This is a genomic window from Citrobacter sp. Cpo148 (genome assembly GCF_030332375.1).
Classification (GTDB): domain Bacteria; phylum Pseudomonadota; class Gammaproteobacteria; order Enterobacterales; family Enterobacteriaceae; genus Citrobacter; species Citrobacter portucalensis.
In genome coordinates, this window is sequence record NZ_JAOWHY010000049.1 from 86,133 (window position 1) to 111,116 (window position 24,984).

21 protein-coding genes are annotated in these 24,984 nt (G+C 55.2%); 4 read left to right on the forward strand and 17 right to left on the reverse strand.

The window, feature by feature from the left end; genetic code table 11:
* The 13 genes from eutA to maeB all read right to left on the reverse strand — a co-directional run bounded on the left by eutA (position 1) and on the right by maeB (position 12,703).
* Entirely contained in the window at positions 1-1,404 is a 1,404-nt protein-coding gene (gene eutA / locus OGY10_RS20675) for an ethanolamine ammonia-lyase reactivating factor EutA (protein ID WP_153752511.1), read from the reverse strand.
* The gene (eutH, locus tag OGY10_RS20680; protein ID WP_003835043.1) at positions 1,401-2,633 is read right to left on the reverse strand and encodes an ethanolamine utilization protein EutH; all 1,233 of its coding nucleotides are present in this window, start codon (positions 2,631-2,633) and stop codon (positions 1,401-1,403) included. The genes eutA and eutH overlap by 4 nt, the downstream gene beginning before the upstream one ends.
* A 119-nt stretch (positions 2,634-2,752) precedes the next feature.
* Positions 2,753-3,940 (reverse strand): ethanolamine utilization ethanol dehydrogenase EutG, encoded by a 1,188-nt coding sequence (eutG, locus tag OGY10_RS20685; RefSeq protein WP_148361673.1) that lies wholly within the window; start codon positions 3,938-3,940, stop codon positions 2,753-2,755.
* Positions 3,930-4,769 carry an ethanolamine utilization protein EutJ gene (gene eutJ / locus OGY10_RS20690; RefSeq protein WP_048234757.1) on the reverse strand — a complete coding sequence of 280 codons (840 nt, stop codon included), beginning with the start codon at positions 4,767-4,769 and terminating at the stop codon, positions 3,930-3,932. The genes eutG and eutJ overlap by 11 nt, the downstream gene beginning before the upstream one ends.
* 12 nt (positions 4,770-4,781) lie before the next feature.
* Positions 4,782-6,185 (reverse strand): aldehyde dehydrogenase family protein, encoded by a 1,404-nt coding sequence (locus OGY10_RS20695; protein ID WP_286577345.1) that lies wholly within the window; start codon positions 6,183-6,185, stop codon positions 4,782-4,784.
* Positions 6,186-6,196: 11 nt separating this feature from the next.
* The gene (gene eutN, locus OGY10_RS20700; RefSeq protein WP_003038011.1) at positions 6,197-6,484 is read right to left on the reverse strand and encodes an ethanolamine utilization microcompartment protein EutN; all 288 of its coding nucleotides are present in this window, start codon (positions 6,482-6,484) and stop codon (positions 6,197-6,199) included.
* A gap of 114 nt (positions 6,485-6,598) precedes the next feature.
* Positions 6,599-6,892 carry an ethanolamine utilization microcompartment protein EutM gene (gene eutM, locus OGY10_RS20705; protein WP_003835054.1) on the reverse strand — a complete coding sequence of 98 codons (294 nt, stop codon included), beginning with the start codon at positions 6,890-6,892 and terminating at the stop codon, positions 6,599-6,601.
* A 41-nt stretch (positions 6,893-6,933) separates the two neighbouring features.
* Positions 6,934-7,950 (reverse strand): phosphate acetyltransferase, encoded by a 1,017-nt coding sequence (gene pta, locus OGY10_RS20710; RefSeq protein ID WP_048224970.1) that lies wholly within the window; start codon positions 7,948-7,950, stop codon positions 6,934-6,936.
* On the reverse strand, positions 7,947-8,750 hold the full coding sequence (eutT, locus tag OGY10_RS20715) for an ethanolamine utilization cob(I)yrinic acid a,c-diamide adenosyltransferase EutT (RefSeq protein WP_286577347.1): 804 nt from the start codon (positions 8,748-8,750) through the stop codon (positions 7,947-7,949). The genes pta and eutT overlap by 4 nt, the downstream gene beginning before the upstream one ends.
* Before the next feature lie 9 nt (positions 8,751-8,759).
* On the reverse strand, positions 8,760-9,458 hold the full coding sequence (gene eutQ / locus OGY10_RS20720; protein ID WP_032944171.1) for an ethanolamine utilization acetate kinase EutQ: 699 nt from the start codon (positions 9,456-9,458) through the stop codon (positions 8,760-8,762).
* The gene (eutP, locus tag OGY10_RS20725) at positions 9,436-9,915 is read right to left on the reverse strand and encodes an ethanolamine utilization acetate kinase EutP (protein ID WP_003037998.1); all 480 of its coding nucleotides are present in this window, start codon (positions 9,913-9,915) and stop codon (positions 9,436-9,438) included. Before eutP ends, eutQ begins: the two co-directional genes overlap by 23 nt.
* A 12-nt stretch (positions 9,916-9,927) precedes the next feature.
* The gene (eutS, locus tag OGY10_RS20730; RefSeq protein WP_003037995.1) at positions 9,928-10,263 is read right to left on the reverse strand and encodes an ethanolamine utilization microcompartment protein EutS; all 336 of its coding nucleotides are present in this window, start codon (positions 10,261-10,263) and stop codon (positions 9,928-9,930) included.
* 160 nt (positions 10,264-10,423) lie between these two features.
* Positions 10,424-12,703, reverse strand: a complete 2,280-nt coding sequence (gene maeB / locus OGY10_RS20735) for an NADP-dependent oxaloacetate-decarboxylating malate dehydrogenase (protein WP_286577349.1) — start codon at positions 12,701-12,703, stop codon at positions 10,424-10,426.
* Between the two features lie 280 nt (positions 12,704-12,983).
* Here maeB and tkt point away from each other — a divergent pair, with 280 nt between their 5' ends.
* Positions 12,984-14,978 (forward strand): transketolase, encoded by a 1,995-nt coding sequence (gene tkt, locus OGY10_RS20740; RefSeq protein ID WP_057066929.1) that lies wholly within the window; start codon positions 12,984-12,986, stop codon positions 14,976-14,978.
* On the opposite strand, the gene OGY10_RS20745 is transcribed toward tkt, so the two are convergent.
* From OGY10_RS20745 to aegA, 3 genes are all read right to left on the reverse strand, one after another.
* The gene (locus OGY10_RS20745) at positions 14,968-16,011 is read right to left on the reverse strand and encodes a DUF1176 domain-containing protein (RefSeq protein WP_008785425.1); all 1,044 of its coding nucleotides are present in this window, start codon (positions 16,009-16,011) and stop codon (positions 14,968-14,970) included. The two genes, tkt and OGY10_RS20745, sit on opposite strands and share 11 nt — an antisense overlap.
* 123 nt (positions 16,012-16,134) lie before the next feature.
* Positions 16,135-16,710, reverse strand: coding sequence for a GDP-mannose pyrophosphatase NudK (gene nudK / locus OGY10_RS20750; RefSeq protein ID WP_008785426.1), 576 nt, complete (start codon positions 16,708-16,710; stop codon positions 16,135-16,137).
* A gap of 156 nt (positions 16,711-16,866) precedes the next feature.
* The gene (aegA, locus tag OGY10_RS20755) at positions 16,867-18,846 is read right to left on the reverse strand and encodes a formate-dependent uric acid utilization protein AegA (protein ID WP_286577352.1); all 1,980 of its coding nucleotides are present in this window, start codon (positions 18,844-18,846) and stop codon (positions 16,867-16,869) included.
* Between the two features lie 260 nt (positions 18,847-19,106).
* On the opposite strand from aegA, the gene narQ reads away from it, so the two are divergent.
* On the forward strand, positions 19,107-20,804 hold the full coding sequence (narQ, locus tag OGY10_RS20760) for a nitrate/nitrite two-component system sensor histidine kinase NarQ (protein ID WP_020996701.1): 1,698 nt from the start codon (positions 19,107-19,109) through the stop codon (positions 20,802-20,804).
* 184 nt (positions 20,805-20,988) lie between these two features.
* Positions 20,989-24,102 (forward strand): multidrug efflux RND transporter permease AcrD, encoded by a 3,114-nt coding sequence (acrD, locus tag OGY10_RS20765; protein WP_286577354.1) that lies wholly within the window; start codon positions 20,989-20,991, stop codon positions 24,100-24,102.
* Positions 24,103-24,177: 75 nt separating this feature from the next.
* On the opposite strand, the gene ypfM is transcribed toward acrD, so the two are convergent.
* Positions 24,178-24,237, reverse strand: a complete 60-nt coding sequence (ypfM, locus tag OGY10_RS20770; RefSeq protein WP_001386977.1) for a protein YpfM — start codon at positions 24,235-24,237, stop codon at positions 24,178-24,180.
* A gap of 389 nt (positions 24,238-24,626) precedes the next feature.
* Between ypfM and OGY10_RS20775 the strand changes: the two genes are divergently transcribed.
* On the forward strand, positions 24,627-24,983 hold the full coding sequence (locus OGY10_RS20775) for an ArsC family reductase (protein ID WP_003835078.1): 357 nt from the start codon (positions 24,627-24,629) through the stop codon (positions 24,981-24,983).
* Position 24,984 lies beyond the last annotated feature (1 nt).

Sequence of the window (24,984 nt, forward strand, 5' to 3'; positions counted from 1 at the left end):
TCAGGAAGGAAATGCGAGTGATTTCACCGTCACCGGCACAACCGATCCGCCAAAAAGAGGCGTACCAATGTCGATATAGTCCCCCGCCCGGACAACCACCTCATCGATGACTGCCAGCGGGTGTTGCTGTAACTGTGGGCGTAACAGCATGCCCAGGGCCTTACCAAAATCCTGCTCGGCTACCACCAGCAGGGGATGCGGATTCGGATAGCGCGCGACAAAGGCCAGCAGCGCATCAATCACCGTTAACAGCGCGGCATAGCGCACCGGCAGCGAACCGGGCAGCGCCAGCACGTAGGCGTCCGTTTGCGGGTCCAGATCGAGCTGCATTAGCGCCTGTTGCCAGGCGGCCACCAAATCAGCCTCATTAACCGGAATCGCCACCGGCAGATTGCGCAGCGGAAGCGCCACGCCTTCCAGCCAGATGGTGCTGCCCGAAAGCGACAGCGTATGCGCACCGGCGCCAATCACCGTGGCGCGCACGGTTTGCGCCGGGAACTGCACGTTCATCTCACGCAGGCGCGGATGTTCATGCAGTGCCGTTGCTAACAGCGGGCCAATGTCGGAAAAACAGAACGGATCGGCTGGTTGGTTGCGGTAGCACTCGCCCACCCCGCCGGACAACGTAATCACTTCCGGTTTCACGCCCGCCGGTAACAGGCCGGTTTGCATCAGCGCCTGCGCCAGCGGTGATAACGTGCCGTCAATCACCTCCACAATCAGCGCCGCCATCCGTCGGGCTACCTGAACAAGCTGCGCCGCATTGAGGGTTCGGGCGTCGGTGCCCGGACCAAATACGTCATCAACAATCATCTGCCCCGGCTGATGCGCATGTACTACTCGCCCCTGGCCGTCAGTTTCCAGCAGTCGTCCGCCGACGTTCAGGCAAGCCGAACCGCTGACCTTTCCGGCATCAAACAGAACGTAGTTTGACGTACCGCCACCAATGTCGATATTCAGTACGCGGCACAACTTCTGCTCGGACAGGGTTTGTGCCCCCGCACCGTGACCGGCAATCACCGATTCCAGATGCGGTCCGGCGCTGGCCACCACAAAATCCCCCAGCGACTGAGAGAGCGCCATCACCGCCGGACGCGCATTACGGGTTTTGGCACTTTCTCCGGTGATGATGATCGCGCCGGAATCGACAGTCTCAGGTGCAATACCCGCCGCCTGGTACTGGGCAAGGATCAGCGCCTTAAGTTCGGCCTCTTTCAACCCGCCCTGCTTATCAACGGGGGTAAAGAACACCGGGCTTTGCCAGCTAATTTCGCGTTTGATGAATTCGTAGCGCGGCACCTGCGACACTGCCGCACGGTTGACTAACTCAAGGCGCGAGAAAATCACCTGAGTGGTAGTGGTGCCGATATCGATACCGACGCTCAATAGCTGGCGAGTATTCACGATTGCGCCTCCGGGTTGGTTTCTACTTCTGCTGGCACATCTTCATCTTTCGGTACCAACAGCATAGCCACACCAATCGCCGTCACGCCGCCAATCAACTTGCCGACAATCATCGGGAAGATCATCGCGTTCATGTTGGCAGCGGCGAAGCCTAAGTGGTCACCCAGTGCAAAGGCCGCGGAGACCGCGAAGGCGCAGTTGATCACTTTGCCGCGGGTATCCATATTCTTCATCATGCCGAACATTGGGATGTTGTTCGCCAGCGTCGCAACCATACCGGCAGCCGCAATATTATTGATTTTTAACAGGTTACCGACGCTCATCAGCGGTTTTTCAAACCAGCGGGTCAGCAGCAGTACCATTGGGTACGCACCGAGCAGTACGCAGGAAATAGAACCGATAACTTCGATGGCGCGCATCACTTCACCCGGCTTGTCGCCCGGAGCCATGAAGATAGGATCAAGACCTGGGATCAGCTCCCAGCCGAGCAGGAATTTGACCACCGCTGCTGCCAGGCCGATGGTGATCAGCGCCACCAGGAATTTCGCGAAGATCTGGAAGCCGTTGATCATTTTTTCCGGGATGAATTTCAGTCCCAGCGCCACCAGCACAGCCACGATCAGCACCGGGATCATATTCATAAGGATCAGCGCGAAGGTGAACTCCACCGGCTGTCCGTTGATTTCGACGCCGGAGTACATCGCAATCAAACCGCCCGCAATACAACCAATCGGAATGGTGACAATACCCGCCAGCACGCCCAGCGCCAGATAACGACGGTCAGACGGTTCAATAATCCCCAGCGCAACCGGAATGGAGAAGACCAGCGTCGGCCCCATCATCGCCCCGAGGATCAGGCCAGAGTACAGCCACGCCGCAACGTCGCCGCCCGCCAGTTCTTTCGCCAGGAAGAAGCCGCCCATATCGCACGCCAGCAGCGTTCCGGCAAACATCGACGGGTTCGCGCCCAGCATTTCATACAGCGGAATAATTACTGGCCCGAGCACATGCGCCAGAACCGGTGCCAGCGCGGTCATACCGACCATCGCCAGACCCAGCGCGCCCATCGCCATAAAACCTTCTTCAAACTGGCCGCCCGATCCCTCAATACTCTTACCGAACTTACCGAGGAAGCGCGCCGAACCGCCGAACTGCGACAGGATCCTGTCCACGGCGGCAATCAGCATAAAGAACATCATGATGTACATGATGATTTCGTTAATTCCCATAGCCCCTACTCCCTGTCATTTGTGATTTGTAGGCCGGATAAGACGTTTACGTCGCCTCCGGCATTAACGCCGTGTTATTACCGGATGGTGGTGCGAGCACCTTATCCGGCCTACAGGCATTACCCGGCAGCCGCGTACAGGTCGATGATCTGTGTCTGCGTGGCGGTGCGTGGGTTACTGCGAATACAAATATCCTCCAGCGCGGCGTGAGCCCATGCGCTGTACTGCTCGGGCTTTGCCCCAACGTCAGAGAGTCGTTTGGTCTGGCCCACTTCGCTAATCAACTCGCTGACCGCGTTGATAGCATCACGATCGTCCGATTTCTTGTTGGTTAACGCGCGTCCGATATGGCTAAAGCGCTCACGACACACCATGCGGTTGAACCCCATTACCGTGGGAAGCAGCATGGCGTTAGCCTGTCCGTGTGGAATGTGCAACGTCGCCCCCGGCTGGTGCGCCATCGCATGGCACAGGCCAAGCCCCGCGCTGGAAAACGCCATCCCGGCCATACAGGAAGCCAGCAGCATGCTTTCGCGCGCCGCCAGATCCTGACCGTAGCCGACGGCCTTCGGCAGCGATTTACCGATCATCGCTATCGCACCAATCGCCAGGCTGTCGGTAAACGGCGTCGCGTTCAGGGCGCTATACGCTTCAACGGCGTGCGTCAGTGCATCAATCCCGGTCATCGCCGTTACGTGCGCAGGCACACCTTCCGTCAATGCAGCGTCAAGGATCGCCACATCCGGCATCAGGGTTGCGTGGGCCAGTACTTTTTTGAGTCCGGTCGCGGCGTCGATAATCACCGTGACGTTCGTGGTTTCTGAGCCCGTTCCGGCGGTAGTCGGTACGGCAATCAGCGGCAGACGCGGGCGTAACACGCTACGCTCGTCCATGTCAGCCAGCGTCTGGGTAGGATTGGTCACCAGCAACGCCACTGCCTTGGCGGCATCCAGCACGGAACCGCCGCCGAAAGCCACGACACCGTCGCACTTCGATTCACGCAGTTGCGCGACTGCCGCGCAGACGTCCGTAATGCACGGTTCACCTACCGGACATGGCCACAGCGTCATCGCCACGCCTTTCATCGCCAGGCTGCGCTCCAGTGCGGCGGTCATCCCCGCCTGATGCAGAAAGCTGTCAACCATGACGAACATATGCGTCAGTCCGCGCGTTTGTGCTTCCTGTCCGCAGGTACTAAGCGCTCCCAGTCCACATAACGTAACCGGGGGAACGCTAAACGTTTTTACGCGTTGCAGATTCAGGGTATCGAATGCCTGAAAGAGCGCGGTCTGCAATTCAGCTTGCATAGATTCCTTCCGCTTTTTCTTTTCCGCTGTTTGCAATCGCCAGCGGAGTCATAAACAGGCTGTGCTGGGGTAAATGCACCTGCAGTTCCGGGAAACGCTTACGGAACAGTTCATCAACGCCTGGCTGCATACAGGAGCCACCCGCCAGCCACAAATCAGCGACATCCTGTCCGGCAATATGGTGCGCCACGATTTCCGCCATCTTTTCGTAGACAGGCTTCACCACCGGCCAGATTTCTTTGCCATTGCTGCGCTTGTACTGCTCGGCTTCTTCCAACTGGATACGACGGTTCCCGGCCAGCGTCAGAGAGATATGGTGCCCGCCAGTCGCTTCATCAGCGGAGTAAGTCACTTTGCCCTGTTTAACAATCGCAATCCCGGTAGTGCCACCACCAATATCCACCACGCCGGCGTTATCAAGCTGCAACAGATCCGCCACCGCGGTTGGTTCGTCGAGGACATGGCTCACTTCAAGCCCGGCAGACTCCAGCACGTTAATAGAGATGCGTGGGTCAGTTCCCGGTGGAAACGAGGTTGCCGCATGGGTAAAACGGCAACCCAGTTGTTGTTCGAGCGTATCGAGATGGCGACGAACGATGGTCACCGCACCAAAGAAATCCCAGACGATGCCATCGCGCACGACATCGGCCCAGTCCAGGCAAACCGCGACCGGCTGTCCGTCACTGTCCACAACCATCGACACCACATCACACGTTCCCAAATCAATGCCCAACCACAGCGGTGAATCGCTCTTTGCGGGCGTCTGGTTACATAGCGTTGCCGCTTTTAGCAGTCTGGGTGTCAACCAACGTTGTTCGTCGTGCGCCATCTCATTTACTCCTTATACAATTCTGAAGGCGTCTACCAACACACAGCGACGCAGGCGCACAAACGTACGCGCACTGGTCACCCCTTCCCCGGTTGGTGTGGTAATGGTCATCGTGGTCCAGCCTTCACCGCCCAGTCCAAGACCGGCAATGCACGGCCCGTTCTTAACGAAGATGCTGGTATCTATGGCGTTTGCCATACTGTTCATATTTTCGATATTGCGTGAGTGCATCGCCGCCGTATGGTGGCAGCCGCCTTCCAGCTTGACCGCCAGTTCAATGGCTTCATCGACGTTGGCAACCCGCACGACCGGCAGCACCGGCATCATCAGTTCGGTAACGGCAAACGGATGCGTCGCGGAGGTTTCGACGAATAACAGACGGGTTTGCTCCGGTACGTTCAGACCAATCGCCGCAGCGATTTTTCCGGCATCGCGCCCGACCCAGTCACGACTGACTGTGCCTTTACCGCGCTCATCGATATTTTTCAGCAGCACCGGCTGCAGCTGTTCGGCCTGAGCCGCGGTCAGTTTCACCGCATGCTGGCTTTCCATCAGACGCATCAGTTCATCAGCGACGCTATCGACCACGATCAGCACTTTTTCATCGGCGCAGATGATGTTGTTGTCAAACGATGCACCTTTGACTATCGACTGCGCCGCGCGTGCCAGGTCAGCCGTTTCATCAACCACCACTGGCGGATTACCCGCACCAGCGGCAATCAGACGTTTGTTGGTGTGCTTACGCGCGGCGTCCACCACGGCTTCACCACCGGTCACCACCAGCAGGCCGATACCTGGGTACTTGAACAGACGCTGGGCAGTCTCGATATCCGGGTTGGCAACCGTCACCAACAGGTTTGCCGGACCGCCTGCGGCAACTACCGCCTGGTTAAGCAGAGTGATAGCGCGCTGAGAGACTTTTTTCGCCGCCGGATGCGGTGCGAAGACCACGCTGTTACCAGCGGCAATCAGGCTGATGGCGTTGTTAATGACGGTCGCGGCCGGGTTGGTGGATGGAGTTACCGAGGCCACCACGCCCCACGGTGCGTTTTCAATCAGCGTCAGACCGTTATCGCCGGTCAGAACCTGTGGAGACAGGCATTCCACACCCGGCGTGCCGCGCGCCTGCGCCACGTTTTTGGCAAATTTATCTTCGACGCGTCCCATGCCGGTTTCAGTGACGGCAAGTTCCGCTAATTCTCTGGCGTGCTTTTCGCCCGCCTCACGTAGGGCCGTGATAGCCAGTTGGCGCATGGTGACGCTTTTCAACCCCTGTTGGGCCAGTTTTGCTGCCGCCACTGCGTCATCCAGGGAGGCAAAAACGCCCATTTCTTGAACGGCACTGACGGGTTGGCTGCTGTCTTTCATTTTCAGCAGTACCGCTTTCACGACCTGTTCAATATCCTGTTGATTCATGATTTTCTGCCTTATTTATGGAAGATCACCTGACCACCTGCCACCACTTCATCGACAATGCCAATCACGCACAGATCGACAGGCGATGATTCATTCCGGTGCGCCTGACGGGCGGAGCTTCCGCTGACCAGCAGCACCCACTCTCCGGTTCCCGCCCCGATGCTGTCGATAGCAACAGCACATTGCCCGTCGGGATTTCCCTGGGCGTCAATCATTTCCACCATCAGCAACTTGTCGTGCGCGAGCCCCTGATGGCGTACGGTACAAACAATTTGTCCTGTAACGATTGCCAGTTTCATACGCGCCTCCGTGGCATATTTCAGGTAAAACCTCCCCCTACCCTCCGCAGAAGGTAATGTGAAAAGGAGAGAGGGTGACGCCAGCAATGAAGTCTGTGGCGTCACATGGACGACTTACATGTCGTTGCTGTCGCCTTTAAAGCTGATCGGGAACACTTCTTCCAGATCGCCGTGCGGACGTGGGATCACGTGTACTGAAACCAGCTCGCCAATACGCTGTGCTGCCGCAGCACCTGCGTCCGTTGCAGCTTTACATGCCGCTACATCGCCACGGACCATGGCAGTGACCAGACCGCCACCGATCTGCTTCACGCCAACCAGTTTCACGCGTGCCGCTTTAACCATTGCGTCAGAAGCCTCAATCAGTGCAACCAGGCCCCGGGTTTCAATCATTCCTAATGCTTCCATTATGCTTTCCTCTTAAGTCAAAGGGGGTCCAGAACGGGACCTTATACAACCAGTGTGTGCGAGGCGTTTTCACGACTCATGTCAGTCTGGCGCGGCACTGCTGCCACCAACGCCAGTTCGATAATTTCCTGTACGCTACAGCCACGAGAGAGATCATGAAGCGGTGCGGCAAGCCCTTGAATCAACGGACCTACTGCGCGATACCCTCCCAGACGCTGAGCGATTTTGTAGCCAATATTGCCTGCCTCCAGCGATGGGAAGACCATCACATTGGCATTGCCCTTTAACGGACTGGCGGGCGCTTTTTGCGCTGCGACATCCGGAACAAAGGCGGCATCAAATTGCAGTTCTCCGTCCACGGTAAGCTGCGGGGCACGCTCACGAACGATCTCGGTCGCCTGCTGCACGTTAGCGACGTTAGGATGGCGAGCACTGCCATTACTTGAAAACGACAGCATGGCGACGCGCGGCTCTTCACCTGTGATCGCCTGCCATGTCTGCGCGCTGGCAATTGCAATATCCGCCAACTGTGCAGCGGTGGGCTGCGGCACGACGCTGCAATCGGCAAAACCTAATGACGGACCAAGGTACTGCGGCAGCATCAGGAAAATTGACGACAGCGTTTTACAGCCAGGCTGTAGCCCGATAATGCGTAATCCGGCACGCAGCACGTTCGCTGTTGATGAGAGATTGCCCGCAATACAGACGTCAGCTTTACCCGCGCTGACCATTGCAGCGGCGAACATCAGCGGATCGTTGAGTTTTTCCAGCGCATCCGCAGGCGTTTTATCTCCCGCGCGAGCCAGCCAGCGCAGCGCAAACTCTTCGCGCATTGGCTGATTGCTTTGCGGATCGATAACCTGAATGCCATCCATTGCCACCCGGTGGCTGAGGGCAAACTGGCGCAGCGCAAACGGGCTGGCGACGAGAATGGGATGTGCCAGACCGTGCTGATGCAGGTAATTCGCCGCCTTCAACACCCGGACATCCAGCGCATCCGGGAACACCACCCGTGCCGGTGAGCGTTGGGCGAGTTGACGAGCACGTTCAATGATCATTGCTTCTCCCCCAGTCGCTGTTGAATTTGGTTAACCGTCAGCGGATGCTTCGCAACGCTCAGAATCATCATCACGTAGACCGTACTGGAAAGGCGGTTGAGCGCCTGCATAATGTCCGGTCGCATAACCTCAAAACTGCGAGTGATGAACACCTGGGCCGCCACCGTCTCCGTTTCACGGACTTTGGTACGCAGCAGATTAAGCAGCGCGCAATCACGTCCGTGGCTGGCTTCAGGCACCAGATGGTCGTGGTCCAGATAGCGCAGCGGTTGATGCGAAAGACGGTGTAAATCTTCGTCACTTAAACCCACGACAGCTTGTGCTGCCAGCGGCTCATCCATGGCGTCAGCGCGCATAATATTGCCCAGGCGCGAGCGGATATCCGCCAGCCACGGCTGCCACGGTTCTGCCATCTCAATCTGCAACCACACAGCCAGGGCGATGGTGCTGTCCAGCGCGGCGCGAAATCCCAGCCGGGGGTCACTTTTGGCGACCATCTTGTCCGCCGTCAGATGCGTCAGGGTGTCCGGTTTCTTCGCCACCGGTTGATGGCACAGTTCGCAGCTGGCCTGTGGATGCGTATCACTGCTGGTTAACCCATGCACCGGCTGCGGCTGCTGTTCTTCGTCATCAATAAACAGGCTGCCCTGCTCGTCGATAAACTTAATACGCAGATGTCGGCTTTCCAGTAATTCCCGGGCAGACGGCGTCAGGCGAGTGTCAGCGGGGAGATGAATTTCAGCCCCTTCGCTGAGCGTATGATTCGCTCTGAGCCATGCTTCGGTAATGAAATCCTTCATACATCCGCCTTAGCAGGACTGCCAGTTCGCAGGCCAGGCCACATACAGAAACTTCACCGTCGATGGCGTACCAAATTCGATGCTGGAACCTTTCGGGATAAACATGACGTCCCCGGCTTTTGCAATCATGGTTTCGCCTTCGTGGCGAACGTGCAGCTCGCCTTCCAGAATCATGTCGATTTCGTCGTAGTTCAGCGTCCATGGGAAAAAGGCGTTATCCCACTGCATAAACCCGGCGGCCATGCTGCTACCGTCCTGGTCGGTCACCAGATCGGTTAAGCCCACGCAGTGCGGCTGCGCGCCGTCAAAACGACCAAACTTCACGCTGCTACCGTCGATGACTTTGACGCCGCCTTTGCCGGTTACCGAGTTAAAGCTCGGCTGCATTCCGCCCTGCTCCAGCGACTGCTTCTCCTTCATAACTTTGTCCATCAGCTGGGCGACCAGGCTTTCGGTAAACTGCCCTTCCGGTAACTGCGCAATGATGGTTTCGCGAATGCGCTGGCTTTCCGTTTTGCCATCATCAACCGCCGCCGGTACAGCAGCAGTTGGCGCGGATTCATCGCATTCACTGATGGTAACGCCCAGCAGCTCCGCAACTTCGCGCGCCTCCGGGGTGATGATGCTGGCGCGCAGAACAACCGACATTTCCTGTTCGCCGCGTGCGTGGGCCGCACGAATATCGTTAGCTGTGATGAGTTTTTTCACCTGCCCTTTCCTCCTTTTGGCTGAGCTCAGTCAGATAATCCACCAGGTGCTGCACGCTGCGCGGGTCATGGCTATTGAGCTCAAAAATCGGCTCCTGAAACCCCATCCCGCGAAGTAGTTGTCGCGTTGCGGCGACGTCGGCATCCGGCATGTCCGTTTTACTGATAACGGCGATTTGTCGTTTACTGGCGCCGATATCCAACAGCCCGGCAGGTAAGCGACTTTCTTTGTCATTTGCCGCGTGTATATAAATCAACGTATCGACATCCTGCAGCGTGGTAATTAAGGCGTGATACCAGCGCGGATGGCTAAAATATTCCCCTGGCGTATCGATATCGCCATTTTCATTAAACTCCACGGCCTGTGTTTTTCTGGCGAGGGAATAATTCCCCTGTAGCGCATTAAAGAGCGTTGTTTTCCCCGCCCCCACCGTACCGACAAATGCAATACGTTTCATCGCCGCCTCTGATTAACTTTTTGTCAGGTTGCACAAAGTGAAATTTAATAATCGACCCAGACCACTTACCGTCTGTAATAACGCTTCTTCTACTGCGCCTACCGAACCGTAGATCACCAGTGCGCCGCTGAATCTATCGAGAAAACCGATATGTACATCCGCCGCCTTCATGGCTAAGTCACCGGCAATCATCGCGGTTTCGCCTGGCGTCAGCGTCATGATGCCGATAGCGCCCGCTTCGGGTACGCCGATCTTTTTCGCTAATTCCTCGCCGGGGTGCGCAATGAGATGCGCCAGCGTGACCTGTTTCCCCGGCACAAATTCCTGAATAATGCGTTCTTTTTCCATTGCTCACCGCCTCCGCTAAAACTGCCCTCATCGTGGCAATTTTTTGTCAGAGTAAATAACAAAATTCGGCAACCAGGTTTAAAAGGTGAAGTAGATCACTAAGAAAGGGAAAATAAAAAGGCGCGGGAGAAACCCGCGCCGGAAATAAATTAAAGTGAAATTACAGCGGCTGCGTTTGGGCTTCTACAACCGCCAGCGCCACCATATTAACGATACGACGAACAGAGGCGATCGGCGTTAATACGTGAACCGGTTTCGCAACCCCCATCAGCACCGGGCCAACCGTTACGCCTTCAGAACTGGAAACGCGTAGTAAGTTGTAACTAATACGGGCAGCTTCCATATTCGGCATCACCAGAATATTCGCTGAGCCTTTCAACGGACTGTCCGGCATGCGGTCATTACGGATGCTATCCACCAGCGCGGCGTCGCCGTGCATTTCGCCGTCAATCATCAACTCTGGCGCGCGCGCCTTAATCAGCTCCAGCGCGTCGCGCATTTTGCTGGCCGACGGACAGTTAGAGGAACCAAAGTTGGAGTGCGACAGCAACGCCACCTTCGGTTCGATACCAAAGCGACGCACGGTCTCTGCCGCCATCACGGCGATTTCCGCCAGTTGCTCAGGCGTAGGATCGTCGTTGACGTAGGTATCGGCGATAAAGGTGTTACCGCTTGGCAGCAGCAAGGCGTTCATCGCCCCGGCAGTATGCACGCCGTCGCGATGACCAAATACCTCTTTCACCACGCTGAAGTGCTCATGGTAGTCGCCAATCGTACCGCAGATCATCGCATCCGCTTCACCGCGCTGCACCATGATCGCGCCGATCACCGTAGTGTTGGCAATCACCGCACGCTGCGCCTGCTCCTGGGTAATCCCACGACGCTTCATAATCTGGTAGTACTCGCTCCAGTACTCTTTAAAGCGCGGATCGGACTCATTGTTGACGATTTCAAAATCGACGCCCGCTTTGATCTGCAGACCCAGTTTCTGGATGCGCATCTCGATCACGCTCGGACGACCGATCAGGATCGGTTTTGCCAGCCCTAACGTGATCAGCTCCTGGGTAGCGTGCAGTACGCGCGCTTCTTCCCCTTCGGTCAGCACCACGCGCTTCGGCGCTTTGCGTGCCAGGGAGAAAATCGGCTTCATGAACAGGTTGGTTTTGTAGACGAATTCAGTCAGCTTATCGATGTAAGCGTCAAAGTCGGCAATCGGACGCGTTGCCACGCCGGAGTCCATCGCCGCTTTCGCCACCGCGGGGGCGATTTTGACGATCAGACGCGGGTCGAACGGTTTCGGAATGATGTATTCAGGGCCGAAGCTCAGGTCCTGATCGCCATAAGCAGAGGCCACCACTTCACTCTGCTCGGCATGCGCCAGCTCAGCAATCGCGTGCACCGCCGCCAGTTTCATCTCTTCGTTGATGGCCGTCGCACCAACGTCCAGCGCACCGCGGAAGATGAACGGGAAGCACAGGACGTTGTTAACCTGGTTCGGGTAGTCTGAACGACCGGTACAGATGATGGCGTCGGAACGCACCTCTTTTGCCAGCGGCGGCAGGATTTCCGGCTCCGGGTTGGCGAGTGCCAGAATCATTGGCGCACGCGCCATCTTCTTAACCATTTCCTGCGTCAGCACTTTCGGGCCCGAGCAGCCGAGGAAAATATCTGCGCCGTCAATGACATCATCCAGCGTACGCTTACCGTCATCCACCACCGCGTAAGCCGCTTTGGTTTCCGCCATGTTCGGTTCGCGGTCTTTGTAAATCACACCTTTGGAGTCACAGACCACAATATTGTGTTTCTGCATACCCAGCGCTACCAGCAGGTTCATACAGGCAATCGCCGCCGCACCTGCACCAGACACCACCATGCGCACGTCAGAGATATTTTTCTCAACCACCCGCAGACCGTTCAGAATAGCGGCTGTACTGATGATTGCCGTACCGTGCTGATCATCGTGGAAGACCGGAATATTCATGCGCTCGCGCAGTTTTTGCTCAATGTAGAAGCACTCCGGCGCTTTAATATCTTCGAGGTTGATACCGCCAAACGTGGGCTCCAGGGCCGCAACCACATTGATAAACTTATCCGGATCGAGTTCATCGACTTCAATGTCGAACACGTCGATCCCGGCGAATTTCTTAAACAGAACGCCTTTACCTTCCATCACCGGTTTGCCGGCCAACGCGCCAATGTTGCCGAGACCCAGCACCGCTGTGCCGTTGGAAATAACCGCAACCAGGTTGCCGCGCGCGGTGTATTTGTAGGCTGCCAGCGGATCCTTTTCAATTTCAAGACACGGTGCAGCCACGCCCGGCGAGTAGGCCAGCGCCAGGTCGCGCTGCGTTGCCAGAGGCTTGGTCGGAGAAACCTGGATTTTACCGGGTACCGGAAATTCGTGGAAATCGAGGGCGCTTTGTTTTAACTGGTCATCCATCTTGTTGTTCCTTTCACGTATCTATCAAAAAAGTGGCGCGGGTAACCATTCTACTGAGCCGCACATTATCACCTCAGTCAACGGTACAAACTTTGAAGGTCCCCAAACTCTCACCATTCAAAGAAAGAATTTGTTATCAATTTATAACAACCATGTTACCTGCTTAATCCAGCAATACCATGCCTGTCTGCTATGCTTTTTGCTGACAACGCCCGCAATTTTCCCAAAAGTGTGAATCACAACACGCATCTAACACTTTACTTTTCAAGGAGTATTTCCTATGACCCGTAAAGAGCTTGCCAATGCCATTCGTGCGCTAAGTATGGATGCCGTCCAAAAAGCTAACTCCGGCCACCCTGGAGCACCAATGGGGATGGCCGATATCGCCGAAGTTCTGTGGAACGATTTTCTACGCCATAACCCGACCGATCCCACCTGGTACGATCGTGACCGATTTATTCTGTCCAACGGCCACGCCTCAATGCTGCTTTACAGCCTGTTGCATCTTTCCGGTTACGACCTGCCGATCGAAGAATTAAAGAACTTCCGTCAGCTCCATTCGAAGACGCCAGGGCACCCGGAAATTGGCTACACGCCAGGCGTGGAAACCACGACAGGACCGCTGGGTCAGGGTTTAGCCAACGCCGTCGGTATGGCCATTGCCGAGCGTACGCTGGCAGCGCAGTTTAACCAGCCGGACCATGAGATTGTTAACCACTTTACCTGGGTCTTTATGGGCGACGGCTGTCTGATGGAGGGTATTTCGCACGAGGCTTGTTCGCTGGCGGGCACGCTGGGGCTTGGCAAACTCATTGGCTTCTACGATCACAACGGCATCTCAATTGACGGTGAAACTGACGGCTGGTTTACCGACGATACTGCAAAACGCTTTGAGGCTTATCACTGGCATGTGGTACACGACATTGACGGTCATGACCCAGAGGCGGTGAAAAAAGCCATTCAGGAAGCGCAGGCTGTTACCGATAAACCATCGCTGATTATCTGCCGCACGGTGATTGGTTTTGGCTCACCAAATAAAGCCGGAAAAGAAGAAGCGCACGGCGCTGCGCTGGGCGAAGAAGAGGTGGCACTGACCCGGCAGAAGCTGGGGTGGCATCATCCTGCTTTTGAGATCCCCAAAGAGATTTACCGGGCGTGGGACGCACGCGAGAAAGGCGAAAAAGCGCAACAGGGCTGGAAGGAGAAATTCGCAGCTTACCAACAAGCCTACCCGGAACTGGCGGCAGAGTTTTCTCGCCGGATGAGCGGTGGGCTGCCGAAAGAGTGGGAGGCAACAACCCAGAAATATATTACCGAGCTGCAGGCCAATCCGGCCAAAATCGCCACCCGTAAGGCCTCGCAAAATACCCTTAACACCTACGGGCCTATACTGCCAGAGCTGCTTGGCGGATCGGCGGATTTGGCCCCCAGCAACCTGACCATCTGGAAAGGCTCCTCCTCTCTTAAAGAGGATCATGCAGGAAACTACATCCACTACGGCGTGCGTGAATTTGGTATGACGGCGATTGCCAACGGTATCGCCCATCACGGGGGCTTCGTACCGTACACCGCCACGTTCCTGATGTTTGTCGAATATGCCCGAAATGCCGCGCGTATGGCGGCGCTGATGAAGGCCCGACAAATCATGGTTTATACCCACGACTCAATTGGTCTGGGGGAAGATGGTCCTACGCACCAGGCCGTTGAACAGCTCGCCAGCCTGCGCCTGACGCCTAATTTCAGTACCTGGCGACCGTGCGATCAGGTGGAGGCGGCAGTAGGCTGGAAGCTGGCAGTCGAACGTCATGACGGGCCAACGGCGCTGATCCTCTCGCGGCAGAATCTGGCACAGGTTGAGCGCACGCCAGAGCAGGTACAGCAAATTGCCCGCGGCGGCTATGTGCTGAAGGATGGCGGCGGTAAGCCGGATGTTATTTTGATTGCTACCGGTTCAGAAATGGAAATCACGCTGCTGGCAGCGGAAAAACTGACCGGCGAAGGTCGTAACGTGCGAGTGGTTTCTCTGCCCTCAACCGATATCTTCGACGCCCAGGATGAGGCGTACCGGGAATCGGTCCTACCAGCAAACGTCAGCGCTCGCGTGGCGGTAGAAGCAGGAATTGCTGACTACTGGTACAAATATGTCGGGCTGAAAGGGGCAATTGTTGGGATGACGGGTTATGGAGAGTCGGCTCCAGCGGACAAACTGTTCCCGTTCTTCGGCTTTACGGTAGATAACATCGTCGACAAAGCGCACAAGGTGCTTAACGCGTGATCCACAGTGTGGGCCAGGCATCTGGCCCATGCCAGTTATCGCAGCTTGGCTCCTGGGCATAGCGCACCAGGCGAAAACGTTGACCGTCGTAGCGCCAGCGGGTCTGGATACCGCAATCTGCCAACCCTCGTCCTTTAGCGAGGGTGACCAGCTCCCGCGACTTCTCGTCAAACGTAGCGTTGGTCAACTCCATATCGCGACTTTCTGCATCCGTTTTAAACGGCAGGCTTAACCGTACCGCGCGTGAAGTCAACGGAGTCGTACGTGAAACCACCCACGCCAGATCGATGGTGTTATACGCCCCGGCCTCACAGCCAATCATCAGCAGCGCTTTATCATCCGTTAGGGCCGTGACGCGCATCTCGCGACGCAGCGGATCGATAGAGCAACGAATACCGTTGATCCGCCAGTTACCATAGTCCAGCAGTTCACTGCGCTCCTGCTGTGTGAGAGGCGTTGGCGTTGGATTAATGACCGCTACACCTTTCAGCGCGGGGGCCGGAGGTACGCTGAGCGGAGGCTCGTCACCTTTTTCAATCCATGCGGTTTCGCTCCCCACCCGTTTTTGCTGGGCGTCGATAAACAACAATGCGGCTTTTAGCCCGACCAGCGAAAGGTTTTGCGCACCTTTTTGCAGGGTAATCGCCTTCGCGTCCTGTACGGTTTGTAAAAATGCGCTGATGGTGGCGGGATCATCGGTCGTCAGCTGCCAGGGAGTTATGCGCCAGTGCTCGCCGCTCAGCGAGAGTGGCGCACCATCCAACAGCAGACGCGGCGCAATATCGCTCTCTTTGACGCTGGACGATTCCAGCCCGCCCAGCTCAATACGCAACACGGCGTCGGTATGTGCCCCGGCGCTGCGGCTCAAGGTCATGACCAGGCCGTGGTGCTCTCCGGTATTACGCGCCACGCAAAAATTTTGGTTATTACACGTTACCTGCCAGTCAGAAAATGCCTGTTGCGCGGGCGCAGCCCACAGCAATCGGGCGGGTAGCAACCCGAGCAGGAAAAGGAGAATAACGCGATAGCGCATGGACGGTACAACCCCGAAGTCAAAACACACAGCCTAAGCGGTATCTTCCTTGCGCGACTGATGTGGCTCAATAAGAATCGTCGGATTGGCCGTAAATTTGTAAAGAAATATAAATCCCGCGCATTAGTCCATGAGATGCGATGACTGCAAATAGTTCAGCAATAGCACCGTTTTACCGTCACGGATCTCACCCGTTTTGATCATTTCCAGCGCCTGTGTGAACGGCAGTTCCAGAACTTCAATATCTTCATCTTCCACGCCGCCACCCGCGTTTGTCCGCTGACTGTCACGGTATTGCGCGATGAAGAAGTGGATTATTTCCGTCACACCGCCCGGCGACATGTATAGCTCAAACAGTTTACGTACTTCACCCACTTCAAAGCCGGTCTCTTCAATCGCCTCTTTTCGAATACATGCTTCCGGTTCGTCGTTATCCAGCAGCCCGGCGCAGGTTTCAATCAGTTGACCGTCTTCGTTACCGTTGACCCATGTCGCAACGCGAAACTGGCGGATGAGCACCACCGTTTTCTTCTCCGGGTTATACAGCAGAATTGTGGCGCCGTTGCCACGATCGTAAACCTCACGTTTGTGACGGATCACCTCTCCATTCTTACGGGTCAGGTCATAAGTGATATTGCGCAGGACGAAGTAGTTATCGGAAAGGACTTTATCTTTGATGAGGGTAATTTTTTGCGACATACCGGCTCCACAGCAAGAAGTGAGAAATAATACTACGCCGCGAAACCGGGTTTGTCTTGGAACAATGTAGGCCTGATAAGCAAAGCGCCATCAGGCATTCATGCGGCACATTGCCGGATGGCAACGCTAACGCGTTTTATCCGGCCTACTCGCCGATTAATGAGATTTGACTGATTTTACGCCCAGCCAGTCGACGATCCCCTGGGCGGCATGCCGCCCTTCCGCCATAGCCGTCACCACCAGGTCTGCACCGCGTACCGCGTCACCACCGGCAAAGATTTTCGGGTTACTGGTTTGATAACGGTATGCACTTTCAACATCGGCGGCAATGCGCCCCCAGTTATCGACCTTAACGCCATGCGACTCCAGCCACGGCATGCCGTGTGGGTGAAAACCAAACGCCATAATCACCGCATCTGCGGGCATCACAAACTCACTCCCGGCAATGGGAACCGGGCGGCGACGGCCCTGCGCATCAGGTTCGCCAAGTTGAGTACGTAAGAAACGCACACCGCTGACTCGCCCATCGGCATGCAACACCAGCTCAACCGGCTGAACGTTAAACTCGAAATTTGCCCCCTCTTCCCGGGCGTTCTTCACCTCTTTTTTCGAGCCGGGCATGTTGGCTTCATCACGACGATAGGCGCAGGTTACCTGGCTTGCGCCATGACGCAGGGCGGTTCGCACACAGTCCATTGCCGTATCGCCTCCGCCCAGCACAACCACGTTTAGTCCGGCGGTATCGATAAATGGTTCTTCAGGCAGTTCCTCCAGCCCCATCACCTGCTTGGTGTTGGCGATCAGGAACGGCAGCGCATCATACACGCCAGGCGCATCTTCATTTGGCAGGTCCGCCTTCATGGAACGATAGGTTCCTACGCCCACGAACACGGCATCGTAATCCTCCAGCAGCTTTTCAAGCGCGACATCCTTACCCACTTCACAGTTAAGTTCAAAATGAATGCCCATGGCGCTGAAGATTTCACGGCGACGCGCCAGCAGCGATTTGTCCAGCTTGAAGGCCGGAATACCGAACGTCAGCAAACCGCCAATTTCAGGATGGCGATCGTAAACGGTAGCGCTGACGCCGCTGCGCGCAAGCACATCCGCACAGGCCAGACCCGCCGGACCCGCACCGATGATGGCAACACGCTTGTCCACTTTCTGCACATGGCTTAAGTCCGGTCGCCATCCTTTACTCAGCGCCCGATCGGAGATGTAACGCTCAATATTACCGATGGTAACTGCGCCATGCTCGCTACGCACCGTACATGCCCCTTCGCAGAGTCGATCCTGCGGGCATACGCGTCCGGTCACCTCCGGCAGGCAGTTGGTCTGGTGAGAAAGCTCAACCGCCGCGTCGATATTCCCGGCTTTGACCAGTTCAATCCACTGCGGAATGTGGTTATGCAGTGGACAGGTCCATTCGCAAATACTGTGGTCGCCGCATTTCAGGCAGCGAGAGGCTTCGCGCTCCGCCTGCGCCGTACGAAACGGCAGATAGATCTCTTCAAAGCTGGTTTTCCGGGCCTCAATCGCCAGTTTATCCGGCTCCCCGCGCGCAGGCGTCGCCTGCATTTGCTCACGTTTAGTGATGACATGCGGAACAAAATCGGTAGTGCTGGCATGCCATGGCTGGCTTTCCAAACTTGCGGTACGCAGCCTGCGCGCTTTTGACAGACCGGTAAGCGAATTTTCCGTCACCAGCTGTAACGCCTGCGCCGGACAGTTCTCTACGCAGGCGGGTCCCTGTTCACGCCCCTGGCACAGATCGCATTTGTGCGCGGTAGCTTTCACCTTCCCTTTGGCGACGGGAGTGAGTACGATCTGCATCGTGCCGAAAGGACAGGCTACAACGCACGATTTACAGCCAATACACTTTTGCGGGTTCACCTGAACGCTGTCGTTATCATGGCTAATTGCCCCGTTTGGGCAACTTCTGGCGCAGGATGCATCTTCGCAGTGGTGGCAGGTCACCGCGCTGCGCTGCTGCTGATGCTTAATGACGGTAATTCGGGGCTGAAAATGCCGTTGGCTCAGGACATGCTGTTCGCCATTGTGAGCCATGACGCAGGCGACCTCACAGGCATGGCATCCCAGGCACTGCTGGCTATTGACCATAATAAAACGATTCATGGCTTCCTTCTTTTTTGGTTGCAAAAACCTTATTCTTTATAAGAGTGTTATTAACCGACACGGAAGGAAGCGGCAATGTTCATTTGCCCAGGAAGCACAACTATTTATCCAGAACCTGTGGCAGATCAATTTATTTCATCGCATATGAAATTGTGTTTCAGTTACCATCCAGTTTCATGGCGTTTTATTAACATTTATCAAATACACCGCATCGTTCACGCTGTTTTCAGGCGCGACGTGTATTGTGTGAGGATGCACAAGTGACGGTAAAGCGTCCGGTCTCGGCCAGTCTGGCTAAAGCTTTTTTCTACATAGTGATGCTGTCGATTCTCTCAACGGGTATTGCGCTGCTCACGCTGACCAGCAGCTTGCGAGATGCGGAAGCCATCAACGTTGCTGGCTCATTGCGCATGCAAAGCTACCGTCTGGGTTACGATCTACAAAGCCAGAGCCCGCAGCTTAACGCCCACCGCCAGCTTTTCCAGCAGGCGCTAAACTCGCCAGCATTACAGAATCTGAACGCGTGGTATGTGCCACAAGCGGTAAAAAGCCGCTATGGACGTCTGCATGCTAACTGGCTGGAAATGAACGCCCGCCTGATCGACGGCGATTTAAAATGGTACCAGGCCAACATCAACAACTACGTCGATCAGATCGATCTCTTCGTGCTGGCGTTGCAGCATTATGCCGAGCGTAAAGTAATGCTGGTATTTGGCATCTCGCTGGCGGGCGGGATCGGCATATTCACCCTCGTCTTCTTTACCCTGCGGCGCATTCGCCAGCAGGTGGTGCGTCCGCTGAATAAACTGGTGATGGCCAGTCAGCAAATTGAACACGGTCAATTTGATATCCCACCGCTGGATACCGGTTTGCCTAATGAACTGGGGTTGCTGGGCAAAACATTTAGCCAGATGTCGAGTGAATTACACAAACTGTATCGCTCGCTGGAAGCGTCTGTGGCCGAGAAAACTCACGATCTCCACGAAGCCAATCGCCGTCTGGAGGTGTTGTATCAGTGCTCGCAGGCGTTAAATACCAGCCAGATTGACGTGCACTGCTTCCGCCATATTTTACAGATCGTCCGCGAACATGACGCCGCGTATTTCCTTGAACTCACCGTCGGTGATAACTGGCGGATTAGCGAAGGGACTAAAAGCCTCGAGCTACCGATGCAGATCCTGCCTGTCACCATGCAGGAAACCGTCTACGGCGAACTGCACTGGCAAAGTCCAAACGTCAATGCTTCTACTCCGCTGCTCAACAGCGTCTCCTCGATGCTGGGACGCGGGTTGTACTTCAACCAGGCGCAAAAACATTTTCAGCAGCTGTTGTTAATGGAGGAGCGAGCGACGATTGCACGCGAGCTGCACGACTCGCTGGCGCAGGTGCTCTCTTATTTACGCATTCAGCTCACGTTGCTTAAACGTTCAATCCCGGAGGATAACGCCCCGGCGCAAAGCATTATGGCGGATTTCTCCCAGGCGCTGAATGATGCCTATCGTCAATTGCGCGAGCTGCTGACCACCTTCCGTCTGACCTTACAGCAGGCAGACTTACCCTCCGCCCTGCATGAAATGCTGGAAACGCTGCAAAATCAAACCTCAGCTAAACTCACACTCGACTGTCGGTTACCCACGCTGGCGTTGGATGCGCAAATGCAGGTGCACCTGTTGCAGATCATCCGCGAAGCGGTGCTGAACGCCATTAAGCATGCCAGCGCGAGCGAAATTGCCGTCAGCTGCGTAACGGCTCCGGACGGCAACCACACGGTTTATATCCGCGATAACGGCATCGGCATTGGCGAACCACACGAGCCTACGGGGCACTACGGTTTAAATATTATGCGCGAACGAGCGGAAAGACTGAGCGGCACGCTGACCTTCTCTCAACCCTCCGGAGGGGGCACGCTGGTGAGCATCAGTTTCCGTTCGGCTGAATCAGACAGTGAGCTAACGTAAAGAACCGCAAAGCGCCGTCGGGTCTGGATCCAGGCCTGACGGCGTTGGCACGAAAGGTATGCTGTAAACGGGCATGATAATTTACATTATCTTCTTTTTTTCTCCACGTTTGACCCGTACCTTGCCGCTAAAGTGAAGCAAGCCATACCCATAACGATACGCAGAAACACGAGGTCCTCTTTTAATGGCGAATTTTTTCATCGATCGCCCCATTTTTGCCTGGGTGTTAGCTATCCTGTTGTGCCTGACAGGAGCCCTGGCTATTTTTTCACTGCCCGTTGAGCAATATCCCGATCTGGCACCGCCAAACGTGCGGGTCACCGCCAACTATCCTGGCGCTTCGGCTCAGACTCTGGAAAACACCGTCACCCAGGTTATCGAGCAGAACATGACCGGTCTCGATAACCTGATGTACATGTCATCGCAGAGCAGCGGGACAGGTCAGGCTACGGTTACGTTGAGCTTCGTTGCCGGAACCGATCCTGACGAGGCCGTCCAGCAGGTGCAAAACCAGCTGCAATCGGCAATGCGTAAACTGCCGCAGGCGGTACAGGATCAGGGGGTCACGGTGCGTAAGACCGGGGACACCAATATTCTGACTATCGCCTTTGTCTCCACCGATGGCTCAATGGATAAGCAGGACATCGCCGACTACGTCGCCAGTAACATTCAGGATCCACTCAGCCGTATTAACGGCGTGGGAGATATTGACGCTTACGGCTCACAGTACTCCATGCGTATCTGGCTTGACCCGGCCAAACTGAACAGTTTCCAGATGACCGCTAAAGATGTGACCGACGCTATCGAGTCACAGAATGCGCAGATTGCCGTCGGACAACTTGGCGGTACGCCTTCGGTGGACAAGCAGGCGCTGAACGCGACGATCAACGCCCAGTCGCTACTGCAGACTCCGGATGAATTCCGCGCCATTACGCTACGCGTCAACCAGGATGGTTCAGAAGTTAAACTGGGCGATGTGGCGACGGTCGAAATGGGTGCTGAAAAGTATGATTACCTCAGCCGCTTTAATGGAAATCCTGCCTCCGGCCTGGGCGTGAAGCTGGCTTCAGGCGCCAATGAAATGGCGACAGCAACGCTGGTCATTAACCGTCTGAACGAGCTGTCACAGTATTTTCCGCATGGGCTGGAATATAAGGTGGCTTATGAAACCACCTCCTTTGTCAAAGCCTCAATCATCGACGTGGTAAAAACCCTGCTGGAAGCTATTGCACTGGTATTCCTCGTGATGTACCTGTTCCTGCAAAACTTCCGCGCCACGCTGATTCCCACCATCGCCGTTCCCGTCGTCCTGATGGGTACCTTCTCCGTGCTTTACGCCTTTGGCTATAGCGTTAATACCTTGACGATGTTTGCGATGGTGCTGGCGATCGGCCTGCTGGTCGATGACGCCATTGTGGTAGTGGAAAACGTCGAGCGTATTATGAGTGAGGAAGGACTCTCACCTCGGGAAGCGACACGGAAATCGATGGGGCAAATCCAGGGTGCGCTGGTCGGTATCGCCATGGTGCTGTCAGCGGTGTTTATCCCGATGGCCTTCTTCGGCGGCACTACCGGGGCTATTTACCGCCAGTTCTCGATTACTATCGTCTCCGCCATGGTGCTGTCTGTTCTGGTGGCGATGATCCTGACCCCCGCTCTGTGCGCCACCCTGCTCAAACCGCTGCATAAGGGCGAGCATCACGGACAAACCGGTTTCTTCGGCTGGTTTAACCGGATGTTTAATCGCAACGCTGAGCGCTACGAAAAAGGCGTTGCCAGGATCCTGCACCGCAGTCTGCGCTGGATACTGATCTACGTCCTGCTGCTCGGTGGAATGGTTTTCCTGTTCCTGCGCCTGCCAACCTCCTTCCTACCGCTGGAAGACCGCGGCATGTTTACCACCTCGGTACAGCTGCCCAGCGGCTCCACACAGCAGCAAACATTGAAAGTGGTTGAGGAAGTGGAGAAGTATTACTTCACCCATGAGAAAGACAACATTATGTCAGTCTTTTCCACGGTCGGTTCTGGCCCTGGCGGGAACGGTCAAAACGTGGCACGTATGTTTGTCCGCTTAAAAGACTGGGATGAGCGCGACACCACTACCGGAACCTCTTTCGCCATCATCGAACGTGCGACCAAAGCCTTTAATAAGATTAAAGAAGCCCGCGTCTTCGCCAGCAGCCCTCCGGCTATCAGCGGCCTCGGAAGCTCTGCCGGTTTCGATATGGAGCTGCAGGATCACGCCGGTGCGGGCCATGATGCGTTAATGGCCGCGCGCGACAAACTCATTGAGCTGGCCGGGAAAGACACGTCCCTGACCCGCGTTCGTCATAACGGTCTGGACGACAGCCCACAGTTGCAAATTGATATCGATCAGCGCAAAGCCCAGGCGCTGGGCGTTTCCATCGACGACATCAACGACACATTGCAAACGGCCTGGGGTTCCAGCTACGTCAATGACTTTATGGACCGGGGCCGCGTGAAGAAGGTTTACGTGCAGGCGGCAGCAAAATATCGCATGCTCCCGGACGACATTAACTTGTGGTACGTCCGCAATAACAACGGTGGCATGGTGCCTTTCTCGGCCTTTGCGACTTCACGCTGGGAAACCGGTTCACCACGTCTGGAGCGCTATAACGGCTACTCCGCGGTCGAGATTGTCGGCGAAGCCGCGCCTGGCGTCAGTACCGGTACGGCAATGGACATAATGGAATCGCTGGTGCGCCAGTTACCGACAGGGTTTGGCCTCGAATGGACTGCGATGTCTTATCAGGAACGGCTATCGGGCTCTCAGGCCCCTGCCCTGTACGCCATTTCTCTGCTGGTCGTGTTCCTGTGTCTGGCGGCACTGTACGAAAGCTGGTCGGTACCCTTCTCCGTCATGCTGGTCGTGCCATTGGGGGTTATTGGCGCGCTACTGGCGACCTGGATGCGCGGCCTGGAAAACGATGTTTATTTCCAGGTCGGGTTACTTACCGTGATCGGGCTATCGGCGAAGAACGCAATATTGATTGTTGAATTCGCCAATGAGATGAACGAGAAAGGACACGATCTGCTCGACGCCACGCTCCATGCTTGTCGCCAACGTTTACGCCCAATTCTGATGACGTCACTGGCGTTTATCTTCGGGGTGCTGCCGATGACCATCAGCAGTGGCGCTGGTTCTGGCGGTCAACATGCGGTGGGGACTGGCGTAATGGGCGGGATGATTTCAGCCACGCTCCTGGCGATTTACTTCGTTCCCCTGTTCTTTGTGCTGGTGCGCAGACGCTTCCCATTGAAGCCACGCCCAGAATAATCGGACACAAAAAAGGCGACTTACGTTGAGTCGCCTTTTTTTATCCTTTACAGGATATGAATTTCTTCCAGAAAATTATTTACGAAGCATCACTTCGATAAAGTCTTTCCAGTTCCCCAGTTCACGTTCAATCATAACAACCTCTCTTATTATTATGGGAATTCTACGAAATCATCATCATTAAAAGAAGGCAATTTAACCGATGGTTGCGATTGATTCCTCCAGTGTTTGGGGTTTATGTGATCACTATGCGCTATACCCATAAATTTTATGTGACTTACTGCAATATTTTGAAATATTCATACATCATCTACTACTTTTGCAATTCTGATGGAAAAACAGGCTGATGCAAACAGGCAGATTCTGATTTTTAGTTATACGGTATTTTTTGGAGCTTTCAGGAATCATTATTCACTGTTGTTCAACAATGTTATATTTTTCTATAACGATTGAATGACAATATGTATTATTCATTGCCACAGAATAAAAGAATAAATATTCAAGTTACGTCAATAAGGATTCAAATGATCACCCTTTACGGCATTAAGAATTGCGACACGATTAAAAAAGCCAGACGCTGGTTGGAGGCTCAAGGTATTGACTACCGCTTTCATGATTATCGCGTCGACGGTCTGGACAACACGCTCTTACAGTCCTTTATCAGCGAATTAGGTTGGGAGGCGCTGCTCAATACGCGTGGAACCACCTGGCGTAAACTCGATGAATCCACGCGCAGTCAAATCACCGATGCGGCTTCCGCCGCCGCGTTGATGATTGAAATGCCAGCAATTATCAAACGCCCATTGCTCTGCGCGCCGGGTAAGCCTATGCTGCTTGGTTTCAGTGAATCCAGTTATACTCTGTTTTTTAATGAGGTGTAGT